Below are 579 nucleotides of genomic sequence, written 5' to 3'. Positions count from 1 at the left end.
CGGGGATCGAGATGAGGCTGCGGACACCGGGAACCATCCGTCCGACCAGGACGGTCCAGCCGCCACTGCGCACGAACCACTCGGATCCGCGTTCGAGGTCGGAGCGACTCACCAGTTTCGTGGCAGCGAGCATCCGCACCGCCCGGTCCATGCCGATCGCCGCACCGAGCCAGTACAGCAGCAGCGCCCCCAGCCACGACGCCAAGGTGCTCCAGAAGATCAGCCACCCGAGATTCAGGGAGCCGCTCTGGCTCAGGTATCCCGCAAAGGGCAGGATGACCTCGCTCGGGATCGGCGGCACGAGCACCTCGAGAAAGACGAGCACGCCGACGCCGACGTCTCCGAGGGCTGTGAGGACGTCGGCGGCGAATCCGGTGAGGCCGGTGAAGCCGTGTTCGGCGGCAGCAGTGGGAACCATGCGGGGTCAGCGCCCGAAGATGTCGCCGATGCCGGGGAGGCCGAGATCGCCGAGCTGCTCGCCCCATCCACTCGCTGCCTCTCCGACCCCGGATACCGTCTCGCCGGCGGCCCCCATCAGCTCGCCTGCGCCGCCGGCGAGCGACTCGATGTCGACGCCCT

Annotated in this window: 1 protein-coding gene; it reads right to left on the bottom strand. The window is 69.3% G+C overall.

All coding sequences use genetic code 11. The annotated features are described in order from the left end of the window. The coding region (locus DSP71_RS24150) for a DedA family protein (RefSeq protein WP_258546510.1) at window positions 1-418 on the bottom strand (418 nt) is incomplete at its 3' end. Between the last annotated feature and the right edge of the window lie 161 nt (window positions 419-579).

Source organism: Microbacterium sp. H6 (assembly GCF_003314775.1).
Classification (GTDB): Bacteria; Actinomycetota; Actinomycetes; order Actinomycetales; family Microbacteriaceae; genus Microbacterium; species Microbacterium oxydans.
Note: the sequence above shows the minus strand (reverse complement) of the source record. Positions and strands in the feature narration are given on the sequence as shown.